Genomic DNA, 26,054 nt, shown 5'->3' on the forward strand with positions numbered 1-26,054 from the left:
CCCGCGGGCACCAAAATTTCCACCAAATCGCCGACAAATACGTTAATTAAAACTGGTCGAACACCAATAAGATAGCGCTCAACACTGGCTTGACGCGCTCCCGCGCCGGGCCAGCCATTTTCCCCGCACCGCCCTGCGCCGAACGACATCCGACCCGAGCCCTTGCCATGCCCCGCCCCATCGTCGCCCATATCCGCCCCGATGCCGTCCGCCACAACCTCGACTTCATCCGCCGCACCGCCGCGCAATCGCGCGTGTGGGCGGTGATCAAGGCCAATGCATACGGACACGGCATCGAACGGATCTACCCGGGCCTCGCGGCTGCCGACGGCATCGCGCTGCTCGATCTCGACGAAGCCGTGCGCGTACGCGAACTCGGCTGGGACAAGCCCGTGCTGCTGCTCGAAGGAATCTTCGAGCCGGCCGACGTCGAGCTGGCCGATCGTCATCGACTGACGGTCGCCGTGCACTGCGACGAACAGCTCGACCTGCTGATCGCCGCGAAGCCGCAGCAGCCGATCGATATCCAGCTGAAGATGAATTCCGGCATGAACCGGCTCGGCTACCGGCCGGCCGCGTTCCGCGCCGCGTGGGAACGCGCGGCCAGCGCGCCGTCGATCGGCAGGATCACGCTGATGATGCATTTCGCGAACGCCGACGAAGGCGAAGTCGACTGGCAGCTCGAACAGTTCGACGCGACCACGGCCGGGATTCCGGGCGAGCGCTCGGTGTCGAATTCGGCGGCCGTGCTGTGGCATCCGCGCGCGCACCGCGACTGGGTGCGGCCCGGCACGATCCTGTACGGCGCATCGCCGACCGGCGCGGCGCGGCATATCGCCGACACGCCGCTGACGGCCGCGATGACGCTGACCAGCAAGATCATCGGCGTGCAGACGCTCGCGCCCGAAGAGACCGTCGGCTACGGCCGCCGCTTCACGGCCGACCGGCCGATGCGGATCGGCGTCGTCGCGTGCGGCTACGCGGACGGCTATCCGCGCCACGCGCCGACCGGCACGCCGATCGCGGTGGACGGCGTGATGACGCGCGTCGTCGGCCGCGTGTCGATGGACATGCTGACCGTCGACCTGACGCCGTGCCCGAACGCGGGCATCGGCTCGAGCGTCGAGCTGTGGGGCGACCAGGTGAAGGTGGACGATGTCGCGGAAGCCAGCGGCACGATCGGCTACGAGCTGATGTGCGCGCTCGCGCGCCGCGTGCCGGTCGTGATCGTGCCGCCCGGCGCGTCGACCGTGCAGCCGGCGCTGCGGACGGGGAGCTACGGACGCTGACCGGCGGCCCCTGCGGCGATACCACGGATGCGACGGTGCGTGACCGTCTCGCCGCGCATGCCGTTCTGCTTGCTTGCGGGCCGCCCTGGCGGCCCGTCTGCTTTGCGGCGAACCGCCTTCGCGCACCGGCAACAACGCGCCACGTCGTAGCGCGTTGCACGCACCGTCGGGAGACAACGCACTCGCTGCCCGCCCGCTTCCGTCAACGCATCACGAACGCCACGTCGGCTTGCGCTTCTCGAGAAATGCGTCGATCCCCTCGCCCGCATCCTCTTCCATCATGTTGCGCGCCATCACGTCGCCCGCGTACGCATACGCTTCGTCGAGCGGCAACTCGCGCTGACGATAGAACATCTGCTTGCCGACCCGCACCGCGGCCGGGCTCTTCGCGACGATTTCCGCGACCTTGCGCGCGACGGCCGCATCGAGCGCATCCTCGGGCACGGCTTCGTTGACGAGCCCCCACGCGGCGGCCGTCGCCGCATCGACGAAACGGCCGGTCACCAGCATGTCGAACGCGCGCTTGGCCGCGACGTTGCGGCTCAACGCGACGGCCGGCGTCGAGCAGAACAGCCCGACGTTGATGCCCGACACCGCGAAGCGCGCGGTATCGGCAGCGATCGCGAGGTCGCATGCCGCGACGAGCTGGCACCCGGCCGCCGTCGCGATGCCGTGCACGCGCGCGATCACCGGCACCGGCAATGCGCGCATCGCGAGCATCACGCGGCTGCACTGCGCGAACAACGTGCGGTAGTAATCGAGTTCGGGCTTGCCGCGCATCTGGCGTAAGTCGTGGCCCGCGCAGAACGCCTTGCCTTCGGCGGCCAGCACGACGCAGCGCACGTGCGGATCGGCAGCCAGCGTGTCGAATGCATCGTGCAGCGCCGACAGCATCGCTTCGGACAACGCGTTGAACTGCTGCGGGCGATTCAGGCGCAGCGTGACGACGCCGTCGTGCGCGTCGCGCAGCAGGATCGGCTCGGCTGTCTCGTGAATGGGTTCCATGGTGTTCCGTTCGACGGGTTCGGCAGGATTCGATGCGGCGCGGCCGGACGAAACGCATGTCCGTCCGGTCGCGGCACCGTCACGAAATGGTCCTCCACATTCCGTACGGCGTCCAGCCGCGGTGCCGCACGCCCATGCACGGCGGCCTGCAGTGCGCAACGACCGTGCCCGTCACGCGTCAACGGCGTGGTTGCGCGGCTTCCGCGCGGCCGGCCGTCCTTGCGGCCAACGCGGCAATCGCATAGGCGACACAGCCGAGCGCCGCGACCGCCCACAGCGCATCGGTCAGATCCGGCAACAGTATCGTCGCGGCGCCTGCGACGGCCACGCCGAGCAGGCTGCCGGCCTGCCGTGCCGCGTTGAGGAACCCGGACGCCACGCCCGCCGCGTCGGCGGGCACCTGTTCGAGCACCGTCGCGATCATCGGCGCGACCGACAGCGCGGTCCCCGTGCCGAAGGCGGCCATGGCCGTCCAGACCACCGGCCACGGCGCATGCAGCGCGAGCGCAAGCGCCATCGCCGGAATGGCCAGCGCCGCCATCGCGAGGCCGTTCGCCATCAGCGTGACCGGACGAACGCGGCCATGCAGTTTTCCCGACAGCAGATTGCCGAGCGACAGACTCAACGCGAACGGCAGCAGCGTCAGCCCGATCTGCCGCGCGCTCATGCCGAAGCGCCCGTGCAGGTACAGGCTCAGCACGAACAGCAACCCGAAGTAGCCGACATAGACGAGGCTGCCCATCAGGTTCATCGCGACGAAGACGCGATTGCGAAACCACGCGAGCGGCACCATCGGATGGCGGGCGCGCCGCTCGACGACGACCAGCACCCCGGCGGCGAGCGCGGCGAGCAACAACGCGGCGCGGACCTCCGCGGCGCCGGCGCCGCGCGTCGGCAATTCGATCACCGCGAAACACAGCGCGCCGAGCGCCGCCGCCCCGACGCACTGGCCGGCCCAGTCGAACTGGCGCACGTCCCGCGCGACCGCGGCGCGAACGAGCGCCGCCGCGCCGGCAAACGCGACCGCGCCGGTCGGCACATTGATCAGGAACGCGCTGCGCCAGCCGAAATCGTCGACCAGGATGCCGCCCAGCACCGGCCCCACCGCGACCGCGACCGACGCGATGCCGGCCCACACCGCGATTGCCCGCGCGCGCTCGGCCGGCACGTCGAAGGTGCTGCGCACGATCGCGAGCGACGCGGGCAAAAAGAGCGCGGCGCCCATGCCCTGCACGAAACGCGCGGCCACGAGGATCGCCACCGACGACGCGACGCCGCACGCCGCCGATGCGCCGACGAACAGCGCCAACCCGGCAAGGTACACGCGCTTCGCGCCGAACCGGTCGGACAGCGCACCGCCCGCGAGGATCAGCGCGGCGAAGCTGAGCGTATACGCGTCGACGATCCACGCGAGTTCCGCGACCGTCGCGCCGAGGCTCGCGCGCATCGCCGGCAGCGCGACGTTGACGATCGTCGAATCAAGTACCGCCATGAACATGCCGACCGCGACGAGCGCCAGCGTCAGGCGCTGCTCGCGCGCCGTCGCGCGGCTCGGCGCCGCCAGCGTGACGGGAGAAACCGGGACGGAAACGGAACGGCAATCGGCCATGACACCTCCATGCAGATGCCGGAAGTCTAGGACCGGGCGCGCGATGCGGAAAAGTGATAATTTCGCATTTCCCCGATGCAGATCTGCATCACCGTTTCCCGTCCGTCGCCGCCTGCCCGATGACACGATCGATCCGCTTGAACTGGGACAACGCCCGCTTCTTCCTCGCGCTGGCGCGCACCGGCACGCTGCGCGGCGCCGCGGCGCAGCTGAACGTCGACCAGGCGACGGTCGGGCGCCGGATCGCCGCGCTCGAGGACGAACTGTCGGCCCGGCTGTTTCTCCGCACACCGTCCCTCTATGTGCTGACGACCGCGGGCGAAGCGCTGCTCGAACCGGCCGAAACGATGGAGCGCGCGTCGCTCACGATCGAACGCCGCGTAATGGGGCTCGACGAGCAACTGGCCGGGTCCGTGCGCATCGCCACGACCGACTCGCTCGGCAAGCGTTTCGTCGTGCCCGCGATCGCCCGCTTGCGGCGCAGACATGCCGGCATCGACGTCGTGTGCGTGACGTCGGCGCAAATCACCAACCTCACGCGCCGCGAAGCGGATCTCGCGATCCGTACGTTGCGGCCGGAATCGCCGGACCTGATCGCCAGGCGGCTCGGGCATCTCGAAACGGGCATCTATGCATCGCGCCGCTACCTGGCCGAACGGGGCGAACCGCTCGCGGGCAACGCGTTCGACGGGCACGATCTGGTGATGTACCAGCAGCCGGTGGTGCCGGCGATGTGGGATGCGCTGTGCGGCGAACCGACGTCGCGCGGACGCGTGATGTTCCAGACCTCGTCGACGATGATGCTGGTGGAGGCCACGCTGGCGGGGCTCGGCATTGCGGAGCTGCCGTGCTTTCGCGCCGACACCGAGCCGGAACTGGTGCGGCTCATGCCGCAGCGGTGCAATCATTTCGACGTGTGGCTCGTCGCCCATGCCGATCTCTACAAGACCGCGCGCGTGCAGGCGGTGATCGAAGCCGTCGTCGACGAATTCGCGACCGCGGCGGCGGGCCGGTAGCCAGCCTGCAAGCTTCAGGGCGTCAGCGCGCGGCCGCGTTCCGCCCGCTACGCCATGCACGCACGCCCGGCCACAATTGCGCGACGCCGACGGCGAAAAAGACCGCCCCCATCGCGCCGATTGTCAGCACGCCGCCCCAGATCGCGCCGAACGTATTCATCCGTGCGGTCATCTTCGGTGCGTCCGGCGCATAGCGCACCTCGACCGTCGCGCCGTCCTGCACGCTGACGTCGCCGCCCTGCGCATATTCGACCTGCTCGCCCGCGAGCGTCGTAAACGCGATCTCCGGATGATGCGCGCCCGCGTTCAGCTTGACGACACGCCCCGGCACGACGACCGACGTTCGCAGGAATTCGCGCGTCGACTGCGCGTACAGCGCGACGCCGATCAGCATGCATGTGCCGACGATGGTAAAAACGACGCCCTTCGCGATTTGCATGCCCGTGTACCGCGCAGCGGGTCGCCCGTATTCGGATGCCATCGGTTTTGTTCCGTTTCTGATGTTCGTCAATGCCGGGCGTGCAGCGCACGATGCGCCGCCACGCCGCCCTCGGCATCCGGCAGGATACGGACATCGCGGCGCGCTGTAAATTGCGCGCGCAACCGTTCGACGGCCCGCTGGCGCGTCAGCCCGCGAGCTTCTTCAGCGCGTCGAGCACCGCGTCGCCCTTGAACGGCTTCACGATCCAGCCCTTCACGCCGGCGGCCTTGCCGCGCTCCTTCATCGCCGGGCTGCTTTCGGTCGTCAGCATCACGACGTTGACCGCCGTGTTCGCCAGCTCGCCGCGAATCTTCTCGACCATCGTCAGGCCGTCCATGTTCGGCATGTTCACGTCGCTGATCACGAGGCGCACGCCGGGCGTCGCCTTGAGCTTCGCGAGCCCGTCCTTGCCGTCGACGGCCGTCGCGACGTCGAGCCCATGATTGCGCAGGAAGCCCGCGACTTCGTCGCGCACCGTGCCCGAATCGTCGACCACCAGAATCTTTGCCATGTCGTATTCCCCTTTCGTCGTTGCCGACTTCAACATTCAAAACAGTTCGAGTTCGCCCGCTTCGACCATCGGCCCGACGTCCTGCACCGATTCGCGGAAATCCTCCGGCGACCAGCTCAGGCTGAACACGAAACGCTGGTCGAGACGGACCGCGCGCCCCGACGCCGGATCGGTCATCCGATACTTGAAACAGAGTTGCGGACAGTCGCCGCCGAACGAGATGAACTTCTGCTTGTGATTGACGACGAGCGGCACCTGCACCGGATGGCGCGCCAGCGCCTCCGCGTCGCCGAGATAGCGGTTCTTGAACGCGCCCCACACGAGGTTGGTCAGCTCGCCGAGCACGCTGTTCACGTCGCGGAAATCCGGCGCGCGGCCGCCGTCGCGCGTGCCGCCGAGCATGTCGAGCAGCGGCTGCTCGCTCGTCTGCAACAGCATGTAGCCGCGACACCATGCGCTTTCGAGCGCGATCAGGCTGAACACCTCGCCGAAGATGATCTGGTCGCGGACGATGCACGGCGTATCGTGCTCGATCGTCATGCCCGGAAACAGGCTGTCGATGCGCGCGTCGGTGATTTCCGAGATGCCGCGCACGAGCGCGTTCGGGTAGTCGCGGCTGAACAGGTATTCGTCGATCGCGCGCTCGAGCGGCGTCATGTCGCCGGCGACGTAGGCCGCGCACGCGACACGGGCGAGCGCATCGGGCAGCCCGTCGCGCGACGCGAGCGATTCGCGGCGCAGGATGATCGGCAGCTCGGGCCGTAGCGCGTCGATCTGCGTCGCGATGATCGCGCTCTCGGCCGGCGAGCCGCCGTAATCCTCGGCGAGCAGGATCGCGCCGAGATCGATGTTCGAGCGCAGCACCTTCAGCAGCCGGCTGCGCCGCACGGTCAGGCCGACCAGGTTGTGCGCGTCGCAGAAACGCTTGATCGCATCGGCGTGCACGCGGCTGTCGTCGAGTACGAGCACCTTGCTGACGGGTTGATCTTCGTTCATCCGATGGATTCCTGATGGTCGTCAGAACAGTTCGAGCTCGCCGCCGCTGTCCATCATCGCCGTTTCCGGCACGTGGAAATCGACCGGCGCGTTCGCGCATGCGCACAGCGTCGCGCCGACCCGCACGTCGCCGTCGAGCGTCAGATCGTACGCGGCCACGTAATCGGGCGAGAGCGCGTGCATGGAGTCGAGGCTCGCGCCGCTCAGCAGGTAAGGCGTCGACATCCCGAGATCGGGAAACGGCGCGGTCAGCGCCTGGTTGATCGCGCCGCAACACAGGTTCGCGACTTCCATGAACGCGTCGGTCAGCGGCCGCTGGCTGTTCGCGCCCGCCGACGCAACGGCGAAATGGCGGCGCGTCGCGTCGTCGTCGCTGAAGCGCAGCGCGAGCAGCAGGCGGAAATGCAGCGCGGAGATCGTCAGCACGACCACATGCTCGACCACGTTCGGCTTCGATCCCGACTTCGCGCGCACGCGATCCGGCGCATCGTGTTCGTGACCGGCGGCCGGCCGGATGTCGCACGTGCCGCCGGCCGCGAGCCGCGTGCGCGCGGCATCGAAGAAGATCCGTTCGAAACCGGCCCTCGCCTGCGCACTGATCACGCCGCCGCCCCTTCGATCCGTGCATGCAGTTGCCCGGCCAGCGTCTCGACGGTCGCGAGCGCGGCCGTGATCATCTTGCCGCCGGCCTGGATGTCCTGGAACGTCGCGGCCGTCACGAGATCGTTGCGGTTCAGGCTGTCGCGATAGCTGTTCGACAGCTCCTGCGAGCGCGCGGCCAGCCCGCGCACTTCGCTCGCGACGATCGAGAAGCCGCGCCCGGCCGTGCCTGCACGCGCGGCCTCGATCGACGCGTTCAGCGACACGATCGACACGTGCGCGACGATCGCCGACAGCTCCTGGTTCTTCGCGCGCATGTCCTGGTTCTGCGTGGTCAGCGAGATCATCTGCTCGTGCCAGCGCTCGAACGTGCCGGCGAGCCCGCGCAAGCGCGCGGCTTCGTCGGCGATCTTCATCGCATGCTGCGCGAGCGCCGCGCGATCGGCCGACAGCGCCTGCAACGCGTCGCGCTGCGCGCCGTTCGCGGATACCTCCCGCGTCAGCGCCTCCTCCAGCCGCGCCTCGCGTTGCGCCCATGCATCGGCCGCTCGCGCATGCGCCGACGCCGCTTCATCGGCGCGTGCGCCGGCGGCGTCGAGCGCACCGCGCAACGCGTGCGCATCGCGCGCCAGCGCCGCGACGAGCCGCTGGCGCATCACGCGAAACACGATCGCCGCCGCGACCGCGACGACCACGCCGCCCGCCAGCGCGGCGGCCATCTGAATCATCCATGCCTGCACGATCACGCCGTCACTCCGCCGCGCCGATATCCGCGCCGTGCGCGCGCTGCGCGTGGCCCGCGCCGTGCGCGGCACCGTCCGCCGCGAAACGCGCCGGCAGCGACACGATCGTCTCGAACGCGCGATACGGCGCGCCGACGCGATCGTCGGTGAAGCGCAGCGCGATATCGCCGCCGTCGCGCTTCAGGAAATTGCGCACCGCGTCCATGCCGACGCCGCGCCCCGATACTTCGGTCACCGTCTGCGCGGTCGAGAAGCCCGGCCGGAAGATCAGCTCGGCGACGTCCTCGTCGGACAGCGCCGCTTCGCTCTCGGCATCGATCCAGCCGCGCTCGCGCGCGATGCCGCGAATCCGGTCGAGCGCGAGGCCGCGGCCGTCGTCGCCGAGCACGAACCACAGTTCGCCGCCGCCCACCCCGACCGCGATGTCGATCGTGCCGGACGCCGGCTTGCCGGCCGCGCGCCGCGCGTCGGACGATTCGATCCCGTGGTCGATCGCATTGCGCAGCAGGTGCATGAACACGTTCTTCAGCGTCGCGACGATCTCGCTGCGCACGCGCTGGCCGTGGCTGTCGATGTGCACGACGGGCGCCGGCTTGCCGAGTTCGGCCGCGAGCGACGGCAGCGACTCGATCACGCCGCCGAGCGCGTCGCCGATCCCTTGCGTGCCGAGCTGGCTCAGCATGCGGCGCACCGCATCGCGCGCCGCGTGCCAGTCGGACGCGTTCGCCGGATCGGCGCCGTCGAGCACGCGCAGGCTCTCGCGGATATGCGCGCGCTCGACCATCAGGAAATCGGCGCCATTCGGTGCCGGCTCGCCGCTGCGGCCGAGCGTGACCGCGTTGATCGTCGCGTAGTGATCGATGGCTTCGCGCACGCGCGCCAGATCGTCCATCAGCGCGTCGCGGTTCCATTCGGGGCCGCCGTCCGCGCGGCGCAGCGATTCGTACGCCTGCTCCGCTTCGTGGACGATGTTCGTCAGGTGCTGGAGGCTGTACGTGCGCGCATTGCCCTTGATCGTATGCATGTTGCGGAACAGCGCCGCGACGATCGAGTGATCGACGCGCTCGTGCTGGCGGATCATCCGCTCGTTCTCGCTGAGGAAGCCCTTCGCGCTGTGCACGAAGTCGTGGAACTTGTCCTGGCTGATCGACAGGATCTCGCCGATCATCTCGAGGCGCCGCTGCTGTTCGCCGGCCTGCGCGGTCAGCGCGCGGATCTCGGTCACGTCGCGCACGCACAGCATCAGGCGCACCACGGTGTCGGTCTCGTCGGTGATCGCCGACCAGCTGAGGTCGAGCCACTTCTCGCGGCCGTCCGGCATCCGCTTCGCGACTTCGTTGACGAGCAGATGCTCGTTGAACCCGAAGTTCATGCTGTCCTCGCCGAGGCACGCATGCACGGCCGCATCGACCTGCGAGCGCGCGTCGGCGCCGATCGCCGAATCGTCGAACACGAGCGCCATCAGGTCGCGGCCGGCGATGTCGTTCGTCTCGAAGATGGTTTCGAGGTACGCCGAATATTCCGCATGCACGACGCCGCCTTCGACGACGGTCAGGATGCCCTGCTGCATGTTCTGCAGCATCGCCTGGATATCGGCCGTCTTCTGCTTCAGTTGCGCGGCGTTCTCCTGGATCTTCTCGATCATCCCGTTGAACGCGACGATCGAATGGCCGATTTCGTCCATCCGGCCCACCGGCACGCGGCGCGTGAAATCCTGGCTCGTCGCGATCTCGCTCATCGCCGTCTGCATCCCGATCAGCGGGCGCGTGATCTGGCGATACAGCACGAAGCCGAGCGCGGTCAGCAGCACGATCACCGTGCCGGCGACGCCCGCGATCGCGGTCGCCGTGGTCGCGAGCATCCCGTTCAGCGCGCCGATCGCGTCGTCCTTCTGGCGGTTCTTCTCGACGCGCAGCGTGTCGACGATGCTTTCGAGTTCGTCGCGATACTGCGCGACGTTCGCGAACAGGTAGGCCTGCGCCATCCCGGCCTTGCCGTCCGTCTTCATCTTCACGGTGTCGTCGATCGCCGCGAAATAGTTCGCGGCGCTGTCCTTCGCCTGCGCGACGAGGCCTTCCTGCGCGCGGCCGACCGCCGATTTCGCCTGCGCGTCGAGCGCGGCGCGCAGCGCGGCCTGCTTCGCCGTCAGCTCGTCGCGCGCCTGCGCGGCGGTGTTCGCGTCGGGCGCGTAGACGAGCGTCATCGTCGCGATCTGGATGTTCTTCACGTCGGCGACGAGATCCGCCGACGCAAGCGCGCTCGGCACGATTCCCTGGGTGACCTGACGCACTTCGGACGCGCTCTTGCGCGTCTGGTACACGGCGTAGACGCCGATCGCGGACAGCGCGAAGAACGTCAGGACGACTAGCAGCGTAATGCGATGACGGATGGTCATGAACACGGCTCCCCGCAGCGATCGGGTTTCGATCGCCCTTTGGTCTATTGAAAGAATGTGAGCGCCGAATTATCGGGGATGGTGTATGACTGTCCGATGACCGAAAATCAATCGGCCATTGAGAAAATCGCAATGATCAATTGTAGGGAGAAAAGGCTAAAGTTCTTATTGGACCGGCCGTTAACTGCCAGCCTGGGCGTCCCGTCCGGCTTGCCCGGCGACCTCGGCAAATCGGATCTGGATATTCATTCTTTTATTTCTCGATCCGATAATTCAATCCGGTCGAATACCGGTAAAACGTTTGCGCCTTCGCTTCGCTGCCGCAACGTCAAACGCATCCGCTCTCGTCTGAAATCGCGGGTCGCGACGCGAGCGCGTTTTCAAACTCCGGGTCTATTGGTCCGATCAGAGGTGCCAGCCACGCCGACTGCTCCGGCGCCGGCTCGTTCGCGCTCACTGCGCTGCGACGAGGTTCATGGGAACCGCGAGCGCCGAATCCCGCGTCCTTGGGAAACCGTTCAGCTTTGGCATCGTCGGCTTCAAATCTTTTCGTCGAATTCATCGGATCTCCCAGTGTGTCGGTGGTCGCACCCGATTCTGACAAAAAACTTTCAACCCGGTCAATTCATTCCTGGCGAGAAAGAATCAATCGCAATCCGGCGATTCACCTCACCCCCGGGGCGTTTTAGACTGTCGGATCACTCCCCCCAACCGGACCCCTGCGATGACCGACGTCCTGCCGCTGACCACCGAACCTGATTCCGGCCTTCGATACCTGCTGCGTCCGGCCACCGGCCGCCCCGCCGCCCGCCTGTTGCTGCTGCACGGCGTCGGCGGTAACGAGACCAACCTGCTGAACGTGGCCGACACGATCGATCCGCGCATCGAAATCGCGTTCCTGCGGGGGCCGCTCGCATTCGGGCCCAATCAGCATGCATGGTTTCCGGTGCGTTTCGGCCCGAACGGCCCTGAAATCGATGCGGCGCGTGCGGACGAGAGCCGCGTGCAACTGCTCACACTGCTGCATGCGCTCCGCGCGCGGGATGGCGCGGCCCCCGCGTTGCCGACCATGATCGCCGGCTTCAGCCAGGGCGGCATCATGAGCGCGAGCGTGGGCCTGACGTCGCCGGGCGACGTGAGCGCGTTCGCCGTGCTGTGCGGGCGCATCCTGCCGGAAATCGATCCGCTGATCGCGCCGCGCGATGCATTGAGCACGCTGCACGCGCTGGTGATGCACGGCCGCTTCGACGACAAGCTGCCCATCGCGTGGGCCGACACGGCCGACGCGAAGCTGACGGCGCTCGGCGTCGCGCACGACACGCGTCTGTATGCGGCCGGCCACGAGCTGACCGCGGAGATGGCCGGCGATTTCGGCCGATGGGTCGGCGAGCGCGCCGGGTTGAACTGAATTTAAGAATTGAACCGGAACCGAACGCACCGGGGCGCCGGCCCGCGAACGGACCGGCCCCCCGGTGCATGACGTCACGCGTTCTGCGCGGGATCCGCAACGGCACGCACGGATGCGGGCATCGCCGCCGCCCGCTCGCGCTCGGCGCCACGTTTCGCCAGCTTCCAGCCGATCACCAGCGCGAGCACGACGACGGGAATCGTCGCGATGGTCCACGTGCCGCCCGGGTAGTCGAACGCCATCAGCACCAGCACGCCGACGAGGAACGCGAGCGTGAGCCACGACGTGAACGGCGCACCGGGCATCCGGAACGACACGGCCTTCATCTCGCCGCGATCGACCGCGCGACGGAACAGGATCTGGCACATCACGATGAAGCCCCACGTCGTGATGATCCCGAGCGACGCCATGTTCAGCACGATCTCGAACGCCTGCGCCGGCACGATATAGTTCAGCGGCACGCCGATCGCGTTGATCGCGACCGTGATCACGATCCCGCCGTACGGCACGCCGCGCGCGTTCATCCGCGACACGAAGCGCGGCGCCGAGCCGCCCATCGCGAGCGAGCGCAGCACGCGGCCCGTCGAATAGAGGCCGGAATTGAGGCTCGACAGCGCGGCCGTCAGCACGACGACGTTCATCACGGTACCGACATACGGCACGCCGAGCTTGCTGAAGAACGTGACGAACGGGCTTTCGTGCGCGCTGTACGCGGTCCACGGCAGCAGCATCGTCAGCAGCACGACCGAACCGACGTAGAACAGCGCGATGCGCCACATCACGCTGTTGATCGCCTTCGGTAGCACCTTGCGCGCGTCGGCCGTCTCGCCCGCCGCGACGCCGACGAGCTCGATGCTCGCATACGCGAACACGACGCCCTGCACGATCAGCACGGCCGGCAGGATCCCGTGCGGGAAGATCCCGCCGTGATCCGCGACGAGGTGCAGCCCCGTCATCTGCCCGCCCACCGGATGGCCGCTCGCGAGAAACACGGTGCCGACCGCGAGAAACACCGCGAGCGTGCCGACCTTGACGAGCGAGAACCAGAATTCCATCTCGCCGAACACCTTCACGCCGATCATGTTCATCACCGACACGATCCCGAGCGCGCCGAGCGCGAACACCCATTGCGGCACGTCGGTGAACACGGCCCAGTACTTCATGTAGATCGCGACCGCGGTGATGTCGACGATGCCGGTCGTCGCCCAGTTCAGGTAGTACATCCAGCCCGCGACGAACGACGCGCGTTCGCCCATGAACTCCCGTGCGTACGACACGAAGCTGCCGCTGGTCGGCCGGTGCATCACGAGTTCGCCGAGCGCGCGCATGATCAGGAACGCGAACACGCCGCACACGAGATACACGAGCGCGAGCGCGGGCCCCGCGCTTTGCAGGCGGCCGCCCGCGCCGAGAAAGAGGCCGGTGCCGATCGCACCGCCCATCGCGATCATCTGCACGTGCCGCGGCTTCAACTGCTTCGCGTAGCCGGCTTCGTGCGACGCGAACATCGCATCGGGATCGGCATGCGCGGCATCCGCGCCGCCGGCCGGACCGGCCGGGCGCTCGCTGGGGTGTTTCATCGTGAGTCTCCGTTGTTTGTAGATGTGTCGCGCCCCGCTCCGGGGCGTTTTCGGTACGACCGCGAACCGGCTCGCGTCAGAACGCGCGCGGCCGGATCAGCGCTTCGAGCTGCAGCGCTTCGTCGAGTTGCGCCTCGGTCATCAGTTCGCGCGCCAGCACGACCTGGCGGATCGACTTGCCGGTCGCATGCGCTTCGGCGGCCACGGCGGTCGCGCGCTTGTAGCCGATGTACGGATTCAGCGCGGTCGCGAGCGCGACCGAGCGCTCCATCGTTTCGCGCAACCGCTCCGGATTCGCGGTGATGCCGCTCACGCATCGCTGCGCGAGCGTCGTGCACGCGGCCGTCAGGTGGCTGAAGCTGCGGAACAGCGCGCTCGCGATCACCGGTTCGAACGCGTTGAGCTGAAGCTGGCCGGCCTCGGCCGCGAAGGTGATGGTCACGTCGTTGCCGAACACCTCGAACGCGACCTGGTTGACGACTTCCGGAATCACCGGATTCACCTTGCCGGGCATGATCGACGAGCCGGCCTGCACGGGCGGCAGGTTGATCTCGCCGAAGCCCGCGCGCGGGCCGCTCGACAGCAGCCGCAGGTCGTTGCAGATCTTCGACAGCTTGACGGCGATCCGCTTGAGCACGCCCGACACCTGGACGAACGCGCCGCAATCCTGCGTCGCCTCGATCAGGTTCGGCGCGGTGCTCAGGTCGAGGCCGGTGATGCGGCGCAGCGCGGCCAGCGCTTTCTCCGCGTATTGCGGATGCGCGGTGATCCCCGTGCCGATCGCGGTCGCGCCGAGGTTGATCTCGCGAATCAGCCAGCCGGCTTCCTGCAGCCGCGCGATGTCTTCCGTCAACATCACCGCGTAGGTCGAGAATTCCTGGCCGAGCGTCATCGGCACCGCGTCCTGCAACTGCGTGCGGCCGAGCTTCAGCAAGCCGGCGAACGCGTCGGCCCGCTCCGCGAATGCATCGCGCAGCCGCGCCATCGCTTCGAGCAGATGCTCGACCGCGAAGCACGTCGCGATCCGGATCGCGGTCGGATAGACGTCGTTGGTGCTCTGCGCGAGATTGACGTGCTCGTTCGGATGCAGGTATTCGTACTGCCCGCGCGCGTGACCCATGATTTCGAGCGCGCGGTTGCAGATCACCTCGTTCGCGTTCATGTTGGTCGACGTGCCGGCGCCGCCCTGGATGACGTCGACGACGAACTGGTCGTGCAGCCGCCCTTCGCGGATCTCGACGCACGCGGCGGCGATCGCATCGCGGTGCGACCGCGGCAGCAGCCCGAGTTCGCAATTGGCGTCGGCCGCCGCTTCCTTCACGGACGCGAGCGCCATCACGAGGTACGGCAGTGACGCGATGGTGCGGCCCGAAATGTCGAAATTCTCTTTCGCGCGCAGCGTGTGGACGCCGTAATAGGCGGTATCCGGAATGCTTCGTTTGCCTAAAAGATCCGCTTCGACGCGGAAGCCGTTTTCTGCCATCGTGCCCTCCTGAAATGTCTCGTGCCGCTCGCCGGCCGCCGCTTGCCGACGCGACGGGTTCGCATTCTATGCCTTTGCAAAAACAAGCTCTCTTCTGTATTATCGAAAGCGGTTTTGCGTGGGACGCAACAGCGAGAATCGAATGAAAAAAGGCGCGAGAGAAACCGGCATCGATCACCTGGGCGCCATGCGCGCGTTCGTGCGGGTGGTCGAAACGGGGAGTTTTTCGGCGGTCGCGAAGGAGATGCACGTGTCGACGTCGACGGTCGCGCGCAAGGTCACCGCGATCGAGGAGGCGCTCGGCGTCGCGCTGCTGCACCGTTCGACGCACAGCGTGACGCTCACCGAAGCCGGCCATATCTATCTGGAGCGCGCGGTCACGCTGATCGCCGATCTCGACGACACGCTGCGCGTCGTCGCCGAGCTGAATGCGCAGCCGAGCGGCCCGCTGAAGCTCACCGCGCCGGTCGCGTTCGGCCGCCGCCATCTCGCGCCGCTGATCGCGCCGTTTCTCGCGCGCTACCCGACGATCCAGCTCGACGTGCGGCTCACCGACAACCACAACGACCTCGTGGCCGGCGGCTTCGATCTCGACATCCACGAAGGCGAGAACTACCTGGACAACCTGGTCGTCCACCGGCTGTCGCGCAACGACAGCATCCTGTGCGCGACGCCCGGCTACCTCGACCGCTGCGGTCGCCCGGCGACGCCGGACGACCTGAAGCACCACAACTGCCTGCGCTACGTGCACCCGGAAGGCGATCCGCGCTGGGAGCTCGTGCGCGGCGACACGCGGCACAGCGTGCTGCCGGCCGGCAATCTCGTCACCGACCATTCGGAGCTGCTGCTGGAAGCGACCTGCGCGGGGCTCGGCATCGCGGAATTCGAGATCTGGCTGGTGCGCGACCTGCTCGCGAGCGGCCAGCTCGAAGCCGTGCTGCCGCGCTACCGGCTGCAGAACCGGCTGACCGGCGAATTCATCTACATCGCGTATCTGGCGAACCGGCGCAGCTCGGCGAAGCTGCGCGTGCTGAAGGATTTTCTCGTGGAACATCTCGCGCAGATCGGCGAGCTGTCGGATCGGGAGCTGGCGAAGCTTCGCGACGCACGCGCGTAGCGCGCGCCGAGGCGCGGCCCGGATGGCGGGCCGGCGGCATCGGCGCGGCGACCGCGTCAGGGCCTGTTCACGCTAATAACGGGCTTGCGCTGGCCCTAAGCCGCCTGCAATTCGAACGGGAACGTCGCGTGCCCGAACTCGACGCCCTGCGTGTTCAGCATCGGCGGCCGGTGGAACGCGGACAGTTGCGCGCGCTGCTCGGCCGTGCCGATCTGCAACCGCTCGAGGATTTCGCTGACGACCATATACAGCACGTCGAGATTGCCGTCCTCGATCTTCACCGAGATGCCGAGCGCACCGTCCGCGCCGAGTTGCCGCGTGCGTTCCGACGCGCGCACGCCGATCCCGTAGCACGCATCCGCGCCGAGCTTGCCGACCACCTGCCCGCCAAACGCGTTCATCAGCACCGTGCAATAGCGCCCTTCGCCTGCGACCAGCTCCGGATGGGCGGTCATCGCACGGTGAATGCGCGCCAGCGCGCGCACGCGGTCCGTGAGCGCGCCGCCCGCTTCCACCGCGTCCGCGCCGTCGGCCAGCGACGCGTACAGGCGCGCCAGCCGATCCAGCGAGAACGCGGGCGTCGGCAGGTTGCAGCCGTCGATGCCCCAGTCGACCTCGTCGTCGCGCAGGCCGCATGCATCGGCCACCACCTGCTTCACGCGCACCTGCATCGGGTGGTCGGGCAGATGGTAATCGGCGATCGCGGCGCCGATCGCCTGCGCGCCGGCCAGCATCCCGACATGCTTGCCCGAACAGTTGCTGCACACGCCGGTCGGCGTGTAGTCGCGCTTGATCCACGCCCGGTACACCGCGTCGGACAACGGCGGATGGCCGCCGCAGCGCAGATCCGATTCGTGGGCGGCGACCTTCGCGAGCATCGCGCGCGTGCGTTCGATGTGACGATCCTCGCTGCTGTGCGACGCGCACATCAGCGCGATGTCCGCGTCGTCGAAGCCGAAGCGCTCCGGCGCGCCCGTCTCGATCACCGACAGCGCCTGGGCCGGCTTGGCCGCCGACCGCGCGAGCGTCATCCGGAACGGGTCGCCGAACCGGGCCAGCAGCCGGCCGCGTGCATCGACGACCGCCACATGGGCGATGTGCGTGTTCTCGATCGCCTTCCCGCGGTACGTGACGACCGCTGCGCGTGGGGTGTCCATCCTCTTCTGTCTCCTTGCTCGCGGGCCTGATGCCGGGGCCCGTCCAACCGGTACGGCAGTGTAGCGAGTCGCCGCCGCCGCGCGCCGGCCCTGATATGGAAAGCGGTGTTGCATGGGATGCAAAGGCGGTCGTGCCCCCACGAAAGATTGAGGGTGCGCTACGCGTCCAGCGCGAGCAACGCGAACGTCGCGAGCCAGTGCTCGCCCATGTAGTCACCGGCCACGTGCGCGAGCGCGCTCGCGAGATGCCTATCGGCCGCGTCGAGCAGCTTCGCGCGCCGCGCATCGCCTTCCGGCAGCGCGCCGGCCAGCGAACGCTGGCACCACGCACGGCTCAGATTCAGCCCGTCGAGGTGCGCGATCTTGCCGTCGCTGCGGTCGCTGACCGTCGCCGGCTCGAACAGCGTCGCCGGCTCGCCGCGCGCGAGGTCGGGCAGGAAGCGCGCGAACCAGCCGTCGAATTCGGCGGCCGGCAGCACGCGCCGCATCAGTTCGGCTTCCATCAGCGCGGGCGACAGGAATTCGTCGCCCGACGGCTCCCACGCCTGGCATGCGACGTCGTTCAGGTGCCAGCGCTTCGCGGTATCGACGATCAGCGCCGCGAGCCCGTCGCGTCGCGTATCGCGCGCGAAATCGAGCGCGAGCGCCAGCGCGAACGCGGTGTTGAAGTGCGTACCGACGCGCAGCGGATAGGTGGCCTTCGGCAGGAAAGTCTCGAAGCGCGACACGAACAGGTCGGCCAGTGGCGCCATCGTCTTCGCCCAGCGCGCGGCCTGCGGCAGCGCACCCTTCAGCGCGAGCCGCTCGAGCTGCGCGACGAGCGCGAGCAGCCATGCCCAGCCGTACGGCCGCTCGAAGCCGCTGTTGTGCGGCCGCGCGAGATACGCGCGCTCGCCGGCGACGTTCGCGTCGGTGAAGTGCGCGTCGACGATCGCGACGATGCGCTCGGCCTCCGGCAATGCCGGGAAGCGTTCGAGCACGCGCAGCACGAGCCAGTAGCCGTGCACGCACGAGTGCCAGTCGTAGCTGCCGTAGAAGATCGGGTGCAGCGCGCGCGGCCCCTGCACGTCGTGCGGACCTTCGAGCGCATGCGTGAGCTTGTTCGGATATTCGCGGGTCAGGTGTGCGAGCGCGAGCGACGCGAATTTCGACGCGAGTTCGGGGGTGAGTCGGTCGGTCATGAGGATCTCGTCCATCGAGTCAGAAGCGGAATACGAACGCGTACATCAGCAGCGTGTTCACGGCCAGCAGCAGCACGGCGGTCGGCCACTGCGCCTTGATCACGCCGTTCTTGTCCTTCAGTTCGAGCAGCGCCGCGGGCACGATGTTGAAGTTCGCGGCCATCGGCGTCATCAGCGTACCGCAGAAGCCGCTCAGCATCCCGATCGCGCCCATGATCGCCGGATTGCCGTGGAACTGGTGGACGATCAGCGGCAGGCCGATGCCGGCCGTCATCACCGGGAACGCGGCGAAGCCGTTGCCCATGATCATCGTGAACAGCGCCATGCCCACGGTGTAGGCCGCGACCACCGCGAACGGCGAATCGATCGGCACCCATTCCTTCACGAGCCCCGACACCACGCCGCCGACGCCCGCGACCGCGAATAGCGCGCCGAGCGCCGCGAGCATCTGCGGCAGGATCGCGGCCCAGCCGACCGCGTCCATCGTGTGGCGCGCTTCCTTCAGCGCATGCACGGGCGAATCACGCAGCATCGCGAGCGCGACGACGAACGCGACGATCGTGCCGAGCACGAGCGAGATCAGCGTCACGCTCTTCGGCTCGACGAACGGCACGAGTTTCAGCGCGAACGTGCCGATCAGCGTGACGAGCGGAATCAGCAGCGCGGGCAGGAACAGCCGGTTGCCGAAGCGCTGCGCGAGCGTCTCGCGCCGCACGGCCGCCGCTTCGCCGGCCTCGTCGGACCGGCCGCGGCCGAGCTTGCCCGAACCGGCGATCAGCGCGAGCGCGATCGCCAGGCAGCCCATGACGAAATGCGGCAGCAGCGCGCCGAACAGGAACGTGATCGCGTAGATGGCCCAGAACGCGAAATTGACGACGCGCCGCGGGTTCGTGCGGTCCGTCAGGTTGAAGTACGCGAACGCGGCGAACATGAGCCCTGCGAGCGTGTACAGCGATTCGAGACCGATCATCGCGCGCCCTCCTGCTTCACCAGGCCGAAGCCGCGCGCGAGCCGGCGGTCGAGCAGCGCGAGGCGCGTGCAGTGGATCAGCAGCGCGGCGATGGCGGTCGGGATCGCCCATACCGACAGGTGCAGCGGCTCGATGGCGATGCCGTTCTGCTCGAGAAAGCCCTTGATCAGCAGGATCGACTGGATCGCGATGAAGATGTCCTCGCCGAAGAACACGGCGACGTTGTCGGCGCCCGACGCATGCGCGCGGATCTGCTGGCGCACCGACTCGGGCAGCTCGCCGTGCCGGCCGACCGCGGCGGCCTCGGCCATCGGCGCGATCAGCGGCCGCACCATCTGCGCGTGGCCGCCGAGCGACGTGAGGCCGAGTGCGGCCGTCGCCTGGCGCAGCACGAAATACAGCATCAGCACGCGGCCCGTGGTGGCCGCGTGCACGCGCGCGATCATCCGCTTCGCCTGCTCCTTGAGCCCGTTGCGCTCGAGCAGCGCGATCACCGGCAGCGTGAGCCAGATCAGCCCCATATAGCGGTTCTCGGCGAACGCCTTGCCGAACGCGCCGACGATGTCGACGAGATTCAGCCCGCCCGCCAGCCCCGTCGCGAGCCCGGCGATCGTGACCACCAGCAGCGCATTGAAGCGCAGCGCGAAGCCGATCACGACGATCGGCACCCCAATCAGCACCAGCATTTCCCCTCCTTGTGTCTGGACGCGCGGCACGTCGGCCGCGCGCTGCCGGCCCGGTTTGCATCGGGCTCGGACGGCGAAATCTAACACGAGACTTTATCGATAAAAAGTCGACAATTTGCCGATTCGGGTAAACGTTGAAGCCGCCGGATACCGTGCATGCGGCATGTGTCGGCGGCGTTTCATCGGACGAATCGGGCCGGTCGGCCGGTCGCCGCGCGTGGCGCGGCCGCGGGACGCCGACTACACTGAAAAGCATCGGCAACGTATGGGAGAGCCGCCATGATTGACGTATTCCAGACCATCGGCAGCCGCGCGTTCTCCGCGCATCTGGCGAAGGACGGGATGGTGACGCTGATGGAGCAACGCCATGAAGTCGACCGCGTGACGCTCGCGACCGCCTATGCCGCGCTCGTCGAGGAAGCGGAGCAGGAAGACGACCTGCGCGACGCGACGGTCGAGGGGATGATGCGCGCGCTGATCCAGGGCTACGCGCGCAGCCATTGACGGCGCGGCGGCGGGGCCGCTACGCGGCCCGATTGCCACGGTACGGTCCGCTACGCGGCCGGCGTGCCCGCGCCCAGGCCGAACCACCGGCCCTCGCGCAGTTGTCGGTAATCGGCCTGCGTGAAGATCCTCAGCAGGTTCGCCACCGCGCCGTTGCTGGCGCGATCGCGTTCCGTCATGAAGGCTTCGACCGCGTCGCGGCCGGCGAACAGGATCGTGCTGAAATAACGCTCGCGCTCCGCATCGGAGAGGTTCGTCGCGCTCAACTGGTACGGATGGTGAAGCGCCGCGAACAGGAAGTAATAGCGTTCGGCATCGTCGCGCAGCACGCGCACCGCATCGGGTTCGACCGGAAAATCGCGGTAGAACGACGCGTGCCCGCTCTCGATGTAGATCCGGTACAGCAAACAGCCGTCCTGCTCGATCACGATCGGCGCGTACGGGGCGCGTCTGACGAGGACGGTATCGGGCGCGGTCATTCGGTTCTCTCCTTTCTTTTTGTCGATGCCGGCACGGTAACATGCGGACTTTTGCGGCCTGTCCGCACGGGATCGACCGGCCCGCTTGCAGACAATGCGGCATCGCCATGGAGGAAACGCACTGAAACGGCACAATGCGCAAATTTTTCGATTGCCGCCGCCCGCGCCGCATGACAGCATTCGGGCGTCGTCAACCCAAAAGAATGCCGCGCCGTCCGGCCGCCGATGCCGTCCGGCCGCGCCGAACCGGCTGCACCTTCCATGAACCCGGCCCACCTCCAACAACACTACGAACCGACCGGAGAATTCCGCTTGTGAACATCGGCATCGTCAACGACCTCCCGCTTGCCGTCGAGGCGATGCGCCGCGCGATCGCGCGACGGCCCGAGCACCGCGTGCTGTGGGTCGCGACCGACGGCGCGCAGGCCGTCGAACTGTGCGCCGCGCAGCCGCCCGACATCGTGCTGATGGATCTGATCATGCCGAAATTCGACGGGATCGAAGCGACGCGGCGGATCATGCGCTCCGAGCGACCATGCGCGATCCTGATCGTGACGAGCTGCATCGGCGCGAACGCGTGGCGCGTGTTCGAGGCGATGGGCGCCGGCGCGCTCGACGCGGTCGATACGCCGCGGCTCGGCGACGGCGCGGCCGGCGACACGACGACACTGCTGCTCGCGAAGATCGACCAGATCGGCCGCCTGCTCGACGCGCCGGGCGGCACGCGCGTCGCCGGCGCGGCCGCGCGCGGCGGCGTCGGCCCGCTGGTCGCGATCGGCGCATCGGCCGGCGGACCCGGCGCGCTCGCATCGATCCTCGGCAGCCTGCCGGCCGATTTCAATGCGCCGATCGTGATCGTGCAGCACGTCGATCGCGCGTTCGCCGAAGGCATGGCGCAATGGCTCGACGGTCAGACCCGGCTCGCCGTGCGCGTCGCGCACGAAGGCGACCGCCCGCAGCCGGGCGTCGCGCTGCTCGCCGCGACCGACGATCACCTGCGCATCACGCGCGCCGGCACGCTCGAATACACGCGGGAACCGGCCGCCACGCCGTATCGTCCGTCGGTCGACGTGTTCTTCAACAGCCTGACCGAGCACTGGCCCGGCCGCGTGATCGGCGTCCTGCTCACGGGGATGGGACGCGACGGCGCGATCGGCCTGAAGGCGCTGCGCATGAAGGGCTACCATACGATCGCGCAGGACGAGGCGACCAGCGCCGTGTACGGGATGCCGAAGGCGGCCGCGACGCTCGGCGCGGCGCGCGCGATCCTGCCGCTCGGGCGCATCGCGGGCGAACTGGCGGCGCTCGCGCGGATCTGAGCCCCGACGATGACCGCGCGCAACGCCCATGCCTGCCCCAGCAACAACCGCAACGACCCGCATCGACCATGACGATTGACCTGACTCGCCCGCCGGGCGGCCCGACCGCGTCGCCCGCCGATGCGCCGGCGATGGTGCTGCTGGTCGACGACCAGACGATCGTCGCGGAAGCCGTGCGGCGCGCGCTCGTCGACGAGGAAGGCATCGACTTCCACTACTGCCCGCGCTCGGACGACGCGATGGCCGCCGCGATCGAGACGCGCCCGACCGTGATCCTGCAGGATCTCGTGATGCCCGGCACCGACGGGCTGAGCCTCGTGCGCGCGTACCGCGCGAATCCGGCGACGCGCGACGTGCCGATCATCGTGTTGTCGACGCAGGAAGAACCGGTGATCAAGAGCGCCGCGTTCGCGTGCGGCGCGAACGATTACCTGGTCAAGCTGCCCGACCGCATCGAGCTCGTCGCGCGCATCCGCTACCACTCGCGCTCGTACATGAACCTGCTGCAGCGCGACGAAGCCTATCGCGCGCTGCGGCAGTCGCAACAGCAATTGCTCGAGGCCAATCTCGAACTGCGGCGCCTCACGCACTCCGACGGCCTGACCGGGCTGTCGAACCGGCGCTATCTCGACGAATACCTGGCCGCCGAGTGGCGGCGCGGCACGCGCGAGCGCAGCGAGCTGTCGCTGCTGATGATCGACGTCGACAACTTCAAGCTGTACAACGACACGTACGGGCACGTGTCCGGCGACAGCGTGCTCAAGCAGATCGCATCGACGATCGAGCGCTGCCTCGGGCAGTCGGGCGATCTCGCCGCCCGCTTCGGCGGCGAGGAATTCGCGGTCGTGATGCCGGCCACGTCGCCGGGCGCCGCGCGGCTGCTCGGCGAGAAGATCCGGCTCGCGGTCGAGGCGCTGCGCGTACGGCACGCGCATTCGTCCACGGGCAGCCAGATCGTGACGATCAGCATCGGCGGCGCGAGCATCGTGCCGGCGCCCGGCCTGCCGACGACCGTGCTGATCGAGGCGGCCGACCGCGCGCTCTATCGCGCGAAGCACGAAGGCAAGAACCGGGTCGAGATCGATCCGTCGCCGACGCCGCCGGGCGCCGGCGGGTTCGGCGCGCGCTGACGCGCCATGTCCGGCGAGCGCGTCGCGCTCACGCGGCGCCGAGCCGGCGCGCGTAGTCGTGCGGATCCAGCGGGCGACTGAACAGATAGCCCTGCTGCATGTCGCAGCCGATCTGCTGCAGGAACCACGACTGCGCCTGCGTCTCGACGCCTTCGGCCGTGACCTTCATGCCGAGCGAATGCGCCATCGCGACGACCGCCTGCGTGATCGCGACCGAGTCGTGATGATCGGGCACGCCGGACACGAACGAACGGTCGACCTTCAGGTTGTGCAGCGGAAAACGCTTCAGGTACGCGAGCGACGAATAGCCGGTGCCGAAATCGTCGACCGAGATCCGCACGTTCATGTCCGTGAGCGCTTCGAGCATCGGCAGCACGGTGTCCGTGTCGTTCATCAGCACGCCTTCGGTGATCTCGAGTTCCAGCGCGGACGGGTCGAGCCGCGTTTGCGCGAGACAGCGGGCGACCGATTCGACGAGCCCTTCGTGAAACTGCCGCGGCGACAGGTTGACGGCCAGCATCAGGTCCGGCGCGATCGTGCGGCGCCACTCGGCCGCCTGCCGGCACGCGGTTTCGAGCACCCATTGGCCGATCGCGACGATCAGCCCCGTGTCTTCCGCAACCGGAATGAATTCCGCCGGCGACATCGGCCCGAGCTCGGGGCTCGTCCAGCGCAGCAGCGCTTCGGCGCCGACCGTGCGGCCGGTGCGCGCGTCAACCACGGGCTGATACGCGAGCCGCAGCATGTCCGACGCGAGGGCGCGCCGCAGCGACTGCTCGATCGCGAAGCGGCGCTGCAGCCGCAGGTTGAGCTGCGCGGTGAAGAACGTGAAGTGGTTGCGGCCGTGCTGCTTCGCGTCGTACATCGCCGAATCGGCGTTGCGCATCAGCGTCACGGCGTCGTCGCCGTCGCGCGGCGCGACGCTGATGCCGATCGATACGCCGAGCCAGTATTCGTTGTTCGCGATCGCGAACGGCTTCGCGATCGCGTCGATGACCTCGCGCGCGAGCCCCGCCAGACGCTCGGGATCGTCGCAGTCGTCGACGAGGATCACGAACTCGTCGCCGCCGACGCGCGTGAGCGCGTAGCGGCCGTCCGCGCAGCCCGCGAGCCGCGCAGCGACGCTGCGCAGCAGCGCGTCGCCCGCGTCGTGGCCGGCCGTGTCGTTGACCTTCTTGAAACCGACCAGATCGATGAACAGGATCGCGACGCGCGCGGGCCCGGCCGCCGCATCGCGCACGCCGAACAGCTCGCGCATGCGGTCGCCGAGCCAGCGGCGGTTGTAGAGGCCCGTCAGCGCGTCGCGGGTCGCCATGTAGCGCAACTGCTGCTGCGCTTCGCGCACGGGGCCGATGTCGTTGAACGACACGAGCACCGAGTCGGCCTGCGTCTCGCCCGGCCTCACGATCGGCACCGCGTTGCCGCGCACCCAGATGATGTCGCCGTCCGCGAGACCGAAGCCGACCGTGTAGTCGAGCATCGGCGTGGCCGTGTCGAGCGCGCGCCGGCTCGGCCAGTCGTACGGGTCGATCGGCGTGCCGTCCTCGCGAAGCTTGCGCAGGATCACCGTGGACAGCCGGCGGCCGACGAGTTCGCCCTTCGCGCGCATCATCCGGTTCGCGCTCGGATTGCTCGCGATCACGACGCCGTCGCGCGACACGACGAGGATACCCTCGCTCAGGCTGTTGACGACGAGCCGGTGATGTTCCTCGCTGCGCGCGAGCTGCCGCGCGATCCGGTCCTGGTGCACCGCGAGCCCGACGCTGTTGCCGATATCGCGCAACAGCGCCGTTTCCTGGTCGCTTGGGCGGCACGGCCAATGATGATAAACGGCGAACGCGCCGAGCACGGCGCCCGCGTCGTCGAGGAACGGCACCGACCAGCACGCGCGCAAGCCCAGCGGCAACGCGATGGCGCGATAGTCGGCCCAGAGCGGATCGGTTTCGATGTCCTCGACGGTGACCATCCGGCGCTCGTACATCGCGGTGCCGCACGAGCCGGCCGCGGGGCCGATCGTCGCGCCGTCGATCGCCGCGCTGTACTGCGCGGGCAGCGACGGCGCCGCGCCGACGCGCACGTGCACGCCGTCCGTATCGAGCAGCAGGATCGTGCACGACGCGCCGTCGCCGAGCAAAGCCTCGGCACGCCGGCAAACTTCGACCAACAGTTCCGGCAGCGGCGTGTTGCGTGTGATCAGCCTCAGCACGCTCTGCTCGGATGCGAGCACTTCCGCGGCGAGCCCGAGGCTGTAGCGAGAACTTTGCGGTTCGGTATTCAAGTGAATCCTGCCGTCTGTCCGACCGGGTCTGATACGCCCGGTTCGTCATCGATATTTCGTGCCCTGTTCCGCTCCGGGTTTACGCCGATCCCCGGTGCGCCCCGTTTGCGCGCCGAG

The 26,054-nt window shown here is 68.3% G+C and carries 24 protein-coding genes; 7 read left to right on the forward strand and 17 right to left on the reverse strand.

Annotation, left to right across the window (positions count from 1 at the left end; translation table 11 throughout):
• The first annotated feature begins 167 nt into the window (after window positions 1-167).
• The gene (alr, locus tag A9Z05_RS12310) at window positions 168-1,289 is read left to right on the forward strand and encodes an alanine racemase (RefSeq protein ID WP_069618332.1); all 1,122 of its coding nucleotides are present in this window, start codon (window positions 168-170) and stop codon (window positions 1,287-1,289) included.
• A 210-nt stretch (window positions 1,290-1,499) separates the two neighbouring features.
• On the opposite strand, the gene A9Z05_RS12315 is transcribed toward alr, so the two are convergent.
• The gene (locus tag A9Z05_RS12315; protein ID WP_069618333.1) at window positions 1,500-2,294 is read right to left on the reverse strand and encodes an enoyl-CoA hydratase; all 795 of its coding nucleotides are present in this window, start codon (window positions 2,292-2,294) and stop codon (window positions 1,500-1,502) included.
• Window positions 2,295-2,472: 178 nt separating this feature from the next.
• On the reverse strand, window positions 2,473-3,903 hold the full coding sequence (locus A9Z05_RS12320) for an MFS transporter (RefSeq protein ID WP_069618334.1): 1,431 nt from the start codon (window positions 3,901-3,903) through the stop codon (window positions 2,473-2,475).
• Window positions 3,904-4,040: 137 nt separating this feature from the next.
• Between A9Z05_RS12320 and A9Z05_RS12325 the strand changes: the two genes are divergently transcribed.
• Window positions 4,041-4,919, forward strand: a complete 879-nt coding sequence (locus A9Z05_RS12325) for a LysR family transcriptional regulator (RefSeq protein WP_249190217.1) — start codon at window positions 4,041-4,043, stop codon at window positions 4,917-4,919.
• Between the two features lie 22 nt (window positions 4,920-4,941).
• On the opposite strand, the gene A9Z05_RS12330 is transcribed toward A9Z05_RS12325, so the two are convergent.
• The 6 genes from A9Z05_RS12330 to A9Z05_RS12355 all read right to left on the reverse strand — a co-directional run bounded on the left by A9Z05_RS12330 (window position 4,942) and on the right by A9Z05_RS12355 (window position 10,645).
• Window positions 4,942-5,400 (reverse strand): DUF3592 domain-containing protein, encoded by a 459-nt coding sequence (locus tag A9Z05_RS12330; protein ID WP_069618336.1) that lies wholly within the window; start codon window positions 5,398-5,400, stop codon window positions 4,942-4,944.
• Window positions 5,401-5,545: 145 nt separating this feature from the next.
• A complete protein-coding gene (locus tag A9Z05_RS12335; protein WP_006486240.1) occupies window positions 5,546-5,911 on the reverse strand; it encodes a response regulator in 366 nt (121 codons plus the stop codon).
• Between the two features lie 36 nt (window positions 5,912-5,947).
• Complete coding sequence (locus tag A9Z05_RS12340; protein ID WP_069618337.1) at window positions 5,948-6,907, reverse strand: chemotaxis protein CheX; 960 nt, start codon at window positions 6,905-6,907, stop codon at window positions 5,948-5,950.
• A gap of 21 nt (window positions 6,908-6,928) precedes the next feature.
• Window positions 6,929-7,510: a hypothetical protein gene (locus A9Z05_RS12345; protein WP_069618338.1), complete on the reverse strand. Its 582-nt coding sequence runs from the start codon at window positions 7,508-7,510 to the stop codon at window positions 6,929-6,931.
• Window positions 7,507-8,235 (reverse strand): methyl-accepting chemotaxis protein, encoded by a 729-nt coding sequence (locus A9Z05_RS12350; protein WP_069618649.1) that lies wholly within the window; start codon window positions 8,233-8,235, stop codon window positions 7,507-7,509. Before A9Z05_RS12350 ends, A9Z05_RS12345 begins: the two co-directional genes overlap by 4 nt.
• Before the next feature lie 22 nt (window positions 8,236-8,257).
• A complete protein-coding gene (locus tag A9Z05_RS12355; protein ID WP_069618339.1) occupies window positions 8,258-10,645 on the reverse strand; it encodes an MCP four helix bundle domain-containing protein in 2,388 nt (795 codons plus the stop codon).
• 724 nt (window positions 10,646-11,369) lie between these two features.
• Between A9Z05_RS12355 and A9Z05_RS12360 the strand changes: the two genes are divergently transcribed.
• Window positions 11,370-12,053 (forward strand): alpha/beta hydrolase, encoded by a 684-nt coding sequence (locus A9Z05_RS12360; RefSeq protein ID WP_069618340.1) that lies wholly within the window; start codon window positions 11,370-11,372, stop codon window positions 12,051-12,053.
• Window positions 12,054-12,127: 74 nt separating this feature from the next.
• Here A9Z05_RS12360 and A9Z05_RS12365 read toward each other — a convergent pair whose 3' ends face one another.
• Both A9Z05_RS12365 and A9Z05_RS12370 read right to left on the reverse strand, forming a co-directional pair.
• Window positions 12,128-13,633, reverse strand: a complete 1,506-nt coding sequence (locus tag A9Z05_RS12365; RefSeq protein WP_069618341.1) for an amino acid permease — start codon at window positions 13,631-13,633, stop codon at window positions 12,128-12,130.
• Window positions 13,634-13,709: 76 nt separating this feature from the next.
• Window positions 13,710-15,116: an aspartate ammonia-lyase gene (locus tag A9Z05_RS12370; RefSeq protein ID WP_069618342.1), complete on the reverse strand. Its 1,407-nt coding sequence runs from the start codon at window positions 15,114-15,116 to the stop codon at window positions 13,710-13,712.
• 142 nt (window positions 15,117-15,258) lie between these two features.
• Between A9Z05_RS12370 and A9Z05_RS12375 the strand changes: the two genes are divergently transcribed.
• Complete coding sequence (locus A9Z05_RS12375; protein WP_069618343.1) at window positions 15,259-16,233, forward strand: LysR family transcriptional regulator; 975 nt, start codon at window positions 15,259-15,261, stop codon at window positions 16,231-16,233.
• 95 nt (window positions 16,234-16,328) lie between these two features.
• On the opposite strand, the gene A9Z05_RS12380 is transcribed toward A9Z05_RS12375, so the two are convergent.
• From A9Z05_RS12380 to A9Z05_RS12395, 4 genes are all read right to left on the reverse strand, one after another.
• Window positions 16,329-17,390: an asparaginase gene (locus A9Z05_RS12380; protein ID WP_069618344.1), complete on the reverse strand. Its 1,062-nt coding sequence runs from the start codon at window positions 17,388-17,390 to the stop codon at window positions 16,329-16,331.
• A gap of 158 nt (window positions 17,391-17,548) precedes the next feature.
• Complete coding sequence (locus tag A9Z05_RS12385; RefSeq protein WP_069618650.1) at window positions 17,549-18,571, reverse strand: DUF2891 domain-containing protein; 1,023 nt, start codon at window positions 18,569-18,571, stop codon at window positions 17,549-17,551.
• Between the two features lie 19 nt (window positions 18,572-18,590).
• The gene (locus tag A9Z05_RS12390) at window positions 18,591-19,541 is read right to left on the reverse strand and encodes a DUF979 domain-containing protein (RefSeq protein ID WP_069618345.1); all 951 of its coding nucleotides are present in this window, start codon (window positions 19,539-19,541) and stop codon (window positions 18,591-18,593) included.
• Window positions 19,538-20,227 carry a DUF969 domain-containing protein gene (locus A9Z05_RS12395; protein ID WP_069618346.1) on the reverse strand — a complete coding sequence of 230 codons (690 nt, stop codon included), beginning with the start codon at window positions 20,225-20,227 and terminating at the stop codon, window positions 19,538-19,540. Before A9Z05_RS12395 ends, A9Z05_RS12390 begins: the two co-directional genes overlap by 4 nt.
• A 279-nt stretch (window positions 20,228-20,506) precedes the next feature.
• Between A9Z05_RS12395 and A9Z05_RS12400 the strand changes: the two genes are divergently transcribed.
• Window positions 20,507-20,731, forward strand: a complete 225-nt coding sequence (locus A9Z05_RS12400) for a hypothetical protein (protein ID WP_050013757.1) — start codon at window positions 20,507-20,509, stop codon at window positions 20,729-20,731.
• A gap of 50 nt (window positions 20,732-20,781) precedes the next feature.
• Here the strand turns inward: A9Z05_RS12400 and A9Z05_RS12405 are convergent, their stop codons facing one another.
• Both A9Z05_RS12405 and A9Z05_RS36115 read right to left on the reverse strand, forming a co-directional pair.
• Complete coding sequence (locus tag A9Z05_RS12405; protein ID WP_069618347.1) at window positions 20,782-21,210, reverse strand: hypothetical protein; 429 nt, start codon at window positions 21,208-21,210, stop codon at window positions 20,782-20,784.
• A complete protein-coding gene (locus A9Z05_RS36115) occupies window positions 21,207-21,473 on the reverse strand; it encodes a hypothetical protein (RefSeq protein ID WP_141723407.1) in 267 nt (88 codons plus the stop codon). The genes A9Z05_RS12405 and A9Z05_RS36115 overlap by 4 nt, the downstream gene beginning before the upstream one ends.
• Window positions 21,474-21,524: 51 nt before the next feature.
• Here A9Z05_RS36115 and A9Z05_RS12410 point away from each other — a divergent pair, with 51 nt between their 5' ends.
• The gene (locus A9Z05_RS12410; protein ID WP_069618348.1) at window positions 21,525-22,529 is read left to right on the forward strand and encodes a chemotaxis response regulator protein-glutamate methylesterase; all 1,005 of its coding nucleotides are present in this window, start codon (window positions 21,525-21,527) and stop codon (window positions 22,527-22,529) included.
• 68 nt (window positions 22,530-22,597) lie between these two features.
• On the forward strand, window positions 22,598-23,659 hold the full coding sequence (locus A9Z05_RS12415; protein ID WP_069618349.1) for a diguanylate cyclase: 1,062 nt from the start codon (window positions 22,598-22,600) through the stop codon (window positions 23,657-23,659).
• 28 nt (window positions 23,660-23,687) lie between these two features.
• Here the strand turns inward: A9Z05_RS12415 and A9Z05_RS12420 are convergent, their stop codons facing one another.
• On the reverse strand, window positions 23,688-25,937 hold the full coding sequence (locus A9Z05_RS12420; protein ID WP_069618350.1) for a bifunctional diguanylate cyclase/phosphodiesterase: 2,250 nt from the start codon (window positions 25,935-25,937) through the stop codon (window positions 23,688-23,690).
• Window positions 25,938-26,054: the final 117 nt, after the last annotated feature.

It is taken from the genome of Burkholderia sp. A2 (assembly GCF_001729305.1).
Lineage (GTDB): Bacteria > Pseudomonadota > Gammaproteobacteria > Burkholderiales > Burkholderiaceae > Burkholderia > Burkholderia sola.